The 6,726-nt window shown below is 72.5% G+C and carries 3 protein-coding genes and 2 pseudogenes; 4 read left to right on the top strand and 1 reads right to left on the bottom strand.

Features of this window, described 5'->3' with window-relative positions; all coding sequences use genetic code 11:
- Nucleotides 1-1,144: 1,144 nt before the first annotated feature.
- Nucleotides 1,145-1,216: pseudogene (locus ACOOHC_RS00095) on the top strand (hypothetical protein); the annotation flags it as partial.
- Between the two features lie 217 nt (nucleotides 1,217-1,433).
- Here ACOOHC_RS00095 and ACOOHC_RS00100 read toward each other — a convergent pair.
- Nucleotides 1,434-1,970: a hypothetical protein gene (locus ACOOHC_RS00100; protein WP_420450187.1), complete on the bottom strand. Its 537-nt coding sequence runs from the start codon at nucleotides 1,968-1,970 to the stop codon at nucleotides 1,434-1,436.
- Between the two features lie 208 nt (nucleotides 1,971-2,178).
- Between ACOOHC_RS00100 and ACOOHC_RS00105 the strand changes: the two are divergent.
- The 3 genes and pseudogenes from ACOOHC_RS00105 to ACOOHC_RS00115 form a co-directional block, all read left to right on the top strand.
- Nucleotides 2,179-2,250 (top strand): annotated as a pseudogene (locus ACOOHC_RS00105) (Ig-like domain-containing protein); the annotation flags it as partial.
- A 97-nt stretch (nucleotides 2,251-2,347) separates the two neighbouring features.
- Nucleotides 2,348-2,620, top strand: coding sequence for a hypothetical protein (locus ACOOHC_RS00110; RefSeq protein WP_420450188.1), 273 nt, complete (start codon nucleotides 2,348-2,350; stop codon nucleotides 2,618-2,620).
- A complete protein-coding gene (locus tag ACOOHC_RS00115) occupies nucleotides 2,590-6,138 on the top strand; it encodes an Ig-like domain-containing protein (RefSeq protein ID WP_420450189.1) in 3,549 nt (1,182 codons plus the stop codon). Before ACOOHC_RS00110 ends, ACOOHC_RS00115 begins: the two co-directional genes overlap by 31 nt.
- The last annotated feature ends 588 nt before the right edge of the window (nucleotides 6,139-6,726 follow it).

The raw sequence follows: 6,726 nt of genomic DNA on the forward strand, positions 1-6,726 counted from the left end.
GAGGCCCGTCGGCTCGACGCGGACTCGGCCGCCTGCGAGCTCTCGCTCCCGATCGACAATGCCGAGGCGCTCGACGCCTCGGCCGAGCTCGTCGCGGGCGACGGCACCGTCACGCCCCGCACCGAGAGCTTCCTGCGCGAGACCAATCCGCCGAGCGTCGCGCTCGAGGACGTCTCCGTCCGCTCGTCCGACGGTGGGCAGCTGCTCGTCGTGCGCCTCGCCGTCGCCGACGATGTCGACCTGACCCACCTCGACGTCTCGGCCTCGGCCGTGCGCGCCTCGGATCTCGTCGCCGAGGGCGGCGTCGTCGAGCGCGCCCTCGGCTCGGCCTTCGCCGACTCCGGCGGCACCGTGCGGCTCTGGCCCGAGCGCGAGGGCCAGACCCTGTTCGACCTGACCCTCCCGGTCACCGACGCCCTGTCCGACGCCGAGATCCTGCGCAACGGCGTCGTCCTGATCGACGCGATCGCCGTCGACTCGTCCGGCAACACGGCGAGCTTCTCCACGATCACCTTCACCGGGGAGAGCGTCAGTGAGGCGGCGCTCGGGCTCTCGGTGGTCCCCGGTGAGCTGCTGTTCACCGACCTGCTCGAGAGCGTCGTGCTCGTGCCCGAGGTCGAGTTCGAGTTCCGCGGACCGACCGCGCTCGCGGGCGCGGGCAGGGGAGTGACCTACCGAAGCTCCCACCCCGATCTCGTCGCCGTCACCCCCGACGGGACGGTCTACCCGCTGCGCGACGCCGCCGGCACCGACGTCGAGCTCACCGTCGAGTATCCCGAACTCGATCCCGTCGTCGTGCCCGTGCGCATGGATTTCTCGCGCCGGCTCTCGACCCTGCGCGCCGACGCCCCGTGGACCCTTCCCGCTCTGAATCGCCCTGTCGAGCCGCCCGCGCTCTACGCGGTCTTCGACGACGGCTCGGAGAAGCTCCTGACCCGCGCCTCGGACGTGAGCCTCGCGATCCCGTCCGCCGCGGCGGACCTGCTCGCGCTCGACGGTGAGAACCGGCTCACCGCCACGGCGACGATCGAATCTCCCGTGAACGTCACCGCGACGCTGCGGGCCGACCCGGGCATCGCGACGACGATCCCCGTTACCGCGACCCGACGCACCGCCCGAGATCACCGTCGAGGCCCCGCCGGGCGTGGCCGTCGGCGACGAGCTCGCCCTCGACGTCGAGGCGAGCGACGACACCGGGATCGCCCGGATCGAGTTCCGCCTCGATAACGAGCTCGTCGCGACCCGCGATGCCGCCCCGTACGAGCTCGTCACGACCGTGCCCGGAAAGCTGGCTGAACCGCGAGATCGCCGTCACCGCGACCGCCGTCGACGAAGCGGGTCAGGTGACGGCGAGCGATCCCGTCCCGGTCCGCGTGCGCGCGGAGCGCGAGGCGAGCGTGCCGTCCGTCGATTGGGTCGAGCCGAAGACCCTGTCACGCGTCGTCGAGGGCAGCCGGATGCTCGTGCAGCTCGAGAGCCGGTTCGATCCGCTCCAGGGGAACTTGGGCATCCGGCACATCGATCTGTTCGTCGACGACGCCCGCGTCGACTCGATCAACTACCCGGTGATCGAGGAGCGGACCGTCGACGAGGAGACCGTCTCCGTCGAGGTCTGGAAGACGTTCATCACCGTGCCCTCGATCTCCCTGGTCGAGGCGAGCCGGAGCCTGTCGGCCGAGGTCTTCGTCGCCGGCGGCAGCGAGCGATTGCCCGATCGCGCCGTGACGATCGTCGGCGACGCCGCCCCGTCGGTCCAGCTGCTCGCCCCGCTCGACGGCTCGACCCTCCCCGAAGGCGCTCCGCTGCCCGTCCAGGTGCAGTTCTCCGACGACACCGCCGACCAGGGGCTCTTCCTGTCGCTCGTCGTCGACGGCGAGGTCGTCGAGACGTTCGACTACCGCGACGTGCCCGAGGAGCTCGCCGTGCTCGACGACATCGACGCGGTGACCGGCCAACACACCTTCCGCCACGATCCGAGCGAGGACGCGCTCGGGCGCACGCTCGAGATCCTCGTGCGCGCGCGGGACCTGTCCGACCAGATCTCCGAAACCGAGCCCGCGTACGTGCGGGTCCGGGAGGACCGCCCCCCGCAGGTCTCGATGAGCTTCCCGACGGCGGGCTCCCAGCTGATCGCGGGCGTGCCCGTGGAGCTCCGGGCCGAGGCGGACCGACGACGTCGGGCTCGATCGCGTCGAGTTCTACGTCGACGGGAGCCTGGTCGGCAGCGACGCCACGCGCCCCTTCACCGTCGAGTACCCTCCCTTCGAGCGCGTGCCCGAGCCCCAATCGCTGACCTTGTGGGCCGTCGCGACCGACGACGCTGGCCAGTCGACCAGGAGCGCCGAGCTTGTCGTCACGCTCGGCCCCGACGAGCAGCCCCCCGTGGTCAACATCGTCGCCCCCGACGGTCACCGCGACCGAGGCCGGCGAGGAGCTCGCCTACGTCACCGAGAACACCCCGGTCGCGTTCAAGATCACCGGCTTCGACAACGTCGGCGCCGACACGCTCTCGATCACGGGCATCCGGCGCGACGGCGGCAGGCTCCTGCTTACCGGTCGCGCCGAGGACGTCGTCACCGATGCGACGACGTGCCGCTCCAGCAGGTCCCGGGCGCGCTGAACGCGTTCTCGGCGATCCGGATCGTCGAGGTACCCGGCATCGGCGATCTTCCGGCGGCGGACCTGAACCTCTTGCCCGTCACCGCGACCGTCGCCGACGCCGCCGGCAACGCGTCCACCGCCGAGGTCAGCCTCTCGGTCGTGTCCGACACCGTGCCCGAGATCCAGGCGGTGACGCCGCACCGCGAGGCGTTCATGCCGCGCGACACCGTCGGCATCGACGTCACGGCGCGCGACGACGTGGCGGTCGATGCCGTCGAGGTCACGCTCGAGGTGGCGCTCCCGGACGGCAGCCGCCAGCTGCTGACCCGGACCCGCACCACCGAGGACGGGCTGATCACCGCCACCACCGTGCAGGAGAGCGTCGAGTTCGACCTCGCCGGGGTCGGGGAGGTCGCCTTCGACCAGGACGCGGTCCTCACCGTGCTCGTGCGCGACTCGATCGGCCAGCCCTCCGAGCGCCACGTCGGCACGGTCCGGATCGGGGCGGATCTCGACGCCCCGTCGATCTCGGTCTCGGCCCCGACGCCCGGCACGACGCTCTACGCGGGCGAGCCCGTCCGGTTCGCCTGGCGGGCGCAGGACGACAGCTACCTCGCCTCGGTCCGCTTCGAGATCGGCGGTGCGGTCGTCGCCGAGTCCGCCCCCGCGACCCGGCTCGCCGAGGGCGATTTCGTCCATGCGGTACCGGCCGGGGACGTCGACTCGCTGACCCTGCGCGCGATCGCCGTCGACGTGACGGGACGCACCACGGAGCGGGAGACGAGCTACGCCGTCTCGCGCGACGAGCCGCCGCGGCTGAGCATCCGCACCCCGGCCCCCGGCATCCGCCTGACCGAGGGCGAGGCCTTCGGCGCGAACGTGGCGGTCAGCGACAACCGGGGGCTCGATCGCGTCGAGTTCTTCCGCGAGGAGGCGGGCGTGCGCGAGACGCTCCGGACCGAGTCCCTTGCGGGGGCGGATCGAAGCGAGGCCGAGCGCTACGTGGCCGCCTCGCTGCGCGCGCCGGGGAAGGGGGCGCGTCTCGGCGTGCTCGCCGTCGACGACGCAGGACTCGTCGCCGAGCTCTACTTCGATATCGAGCTGCTCGACGACGAGGAAGCCCCGAACGTGCGCCTGGAGTTGCCGGACGGCCCGCTCGAGCTGATGCCGGGGGACGCGTTCGAGATCCTCGGCGCCGCCGACGACGACATCCACGTTCGCGAGATCGAGGCGATCCTCGTCGACGCGGACGGGGCCGAGCAGATGCTCGACTGGCGCTTCTTCGCCCGCGAGGACGAGGAGATCCGCATCACCGCGCCGAACCCCGACACCTTCGGCTCGGTGCTGGTCGCCACGCGCCACGCGACCGACTTCAGCGGCGAGATCGAGCTGCCGCGCGCGATGATCGAGCGGGCCGGCGAGCGCTTCACGCTCGTCGTGCGCGCCTCCGACCACGGCGTCAACGCCACCGACACGCCCGGCGTCCCGGTCACGGTCCTCGCCGACACCGAAGGCCCGACGATCACGTTCTCCGCGCCCGACGAGACGCTCGTCGCCGACCAGCCGGTGAAGATCTCGGCGAGCGTCGCGGACAACCTCGCCCTTGCGAGCTACGCCCTCACCGTCGACGGCGAGCAGACCGGGCCGCTCGTCGAGGACACGCTCGACGACGACGACACGCTCCAGGTGAGCCTCGCCGCCGACTGGGAGATCGGCGGCTACGAGATCCCCGCGACGGGGCTTCGCAAGACGCTGCGCATCACCGCCACCGACATCGCCGGCAACACCAGCGTCGGCACCCGCACCGTCACGATCCGACCCGATGCCGCGCCGCAGGTGCGCTACCAGGACCAGTTCCCCGCCCCCGAGGTGCCGGCCGGCGGCACGTTCGGCTACGCGCTTCGGGTCGAGGACGACTTCGTGTCCGGCAAGACGGACCGGGTCTTCACCGTCGCGACCACGCTCGAGACCGATCCCGCCTCGTCGCCGTCGGGCTACCTCGTCGGCGACGACATCGAGCTTGCGCGACCGCGCCTGGCCTTCGAGGCGCCGGTCTTCTCGGACGCCGCCTCCACGGTGACGCTCGGGAACGGGGTACTCGCCGAGGCCCTCGGCAACGGCTCGCTCGTGCTCGGGCCGACGGGCCGCATCGACGAGCTGTCGGTTGCGTTCGGGTCGCAGGACGCCGCGCAGGCGATCTCCCGATACCGCGTCTCGTTCTGGCCCGCGGACCCCTGCCTCGTCGCGGGGGTCGACGAGGTCGACGGGCCGGTGGACCTCGGCGTCTCGGGGCCGTACGGCGACATGGCCCGGATCGTCGTCGAGCCGCTGTACGAGGGCGCGGCGTCCCCCGACGATGCGCCTGCGGGCGCGCCGACGCGGATCGTGCTCGAGCGCGCCGAGCTCTTCGAGACCCTCGCCAAGGACGAGCGTGCCGCCTCGGGCACCCGGGCGCGTCCGCTCGTCGCGCTCCACTACGCGGACGGTGAGGGAGGCGAGGTCGTCTTCGCACCGGGACCGGCCGAGGTGGCGGGCGAACCGAGCCGTCGCGACGGCGGGGTGTTCTACCGCCAGGCGCACCTGGCGCGCGCACCGCGCCTGCCGGGCGTCGACGCGCTCGCGCTCTACGGCTTCGCGAGCGACAAGGCGAGCCTCGAGCGCGGTCCGGTCGCCCTCGAGCCGATCGCGCGGGTGCCGCTGAGCGAGGCCTACGCCCCGGTCGAGCTCGCGCTCGTCTCGCCCGAGTCGGGCAGTCCGGTGCGGCCGATGGACACGCTCGAGCTCGAGCTCTCGGCCGCCACCGAGGCCGGGCTCGACACCTACGCCCTGCTGCGCGACGGCGTCCCCGAGGGCGGACGGATCCTCGGCATTCCCGGCGAGGACCGCTACCGGCTGCACTACCGGGTGCCGGCGCGGCACGACGGCGGCACGCTCGAGCTCGGCCCGCTCGCCGAGGACGTCCACGGCCGGGCCTCGACGCTCGCCTGGTCGTTGCCGCTGGTGGCGAACGAGCCGCCGCAGACCGCGTTCACCGAGCTCGCGAGCTACCGCCTGCCCGGCTCGAGCACCTGGCGCTACGTCATCGACGACCCGCAGCGGCTCGACTACGCCGAGTTCTGGCTGCGCACCGGCGAGGACTTCCGTCTCGGGGCGATGCTCGCCGACGACGTCGCGCTCGCCAGCTACGAGATCAGCCGGCTCGACGGCAACGGCGGACGCACCACGCTCTACGAGCGCGAGTACGGGGCGCAGTGCCCGAACGCGCCGCCCGCGACGCTCGAGGAGAGCGCCACGCTCACCTTCACCGAGTCCGTCGTCACCGAGTACGAGCTGCGCCTCGACCGACACCTACGGTCACGTGGCGACCCGCACCTTCCTCGTCCACCCGATCGCGAACCTCGTCCCGCAGGTGCGCTTCACCGCCCCCGCCCCGGACCAGTACATCGCCGCCGGCACCTTCGAGATCGCCGTCGGGCTCGCTTTCACCGACGATCGGGCGCTGGCGGTCAACCCCGACGCGCTGCGGGTCACCGCTAACGGCCGACCCCTGGCGGTCAGCCTCGAGAAGGGCGACCCCGACATCGGCGGTCAGGGCATGCGCGATCAGGCGTTCGCCTCGATGTACGACGCGATCGAGGCGACCTACGGCGTCGAGCAGGCGGATCGCTTCGGCCGCGCCGATGCCCCGTTCGCGGGCACCGCCTCCGCGACCGTCGCGGTCCCCACGGGCCTGTTCGACGCCAACGAGCCGGTCGTCCTGACGGCCGAGATCCTCGACACCGACGGCGCGGTCGGCCGTCACTCGATCGAGTTCCTCGCCGCCCCCGACGACATCCGCCCCGAGGTCGCGATCACCGAGCCCGGTCCGGAGTTCGGCGCGATCGAGGCCGCCGACTTCACGCTCGCCTTCCGCGCCTACGACAACGTCAAGGTCGAGACCCTCGAGCTCTACCGCGCCTACGGCACGCGCTTCCCCGACGGCACCTACCGGATGAGCGAGTACGGCGAGCCCGTGCGCCGCATCGGCGAGGTGCCGGCCAAGGACGCCCGGCCCGTCACGACGCTCAACATCGACACCCCGCTCTACCGCCAGCTGATTTCGGTCCCGCGGATCGGGGACGTCCG

The organism is Ilumatobacter sp., assembly GCF_965215205.1.
Lineage (GTDB): Bacteria > Actinomycetota > Acidimicrobiia > Acidimicrobiales > Ilumatobacteraceae > Ilumatobacter_A.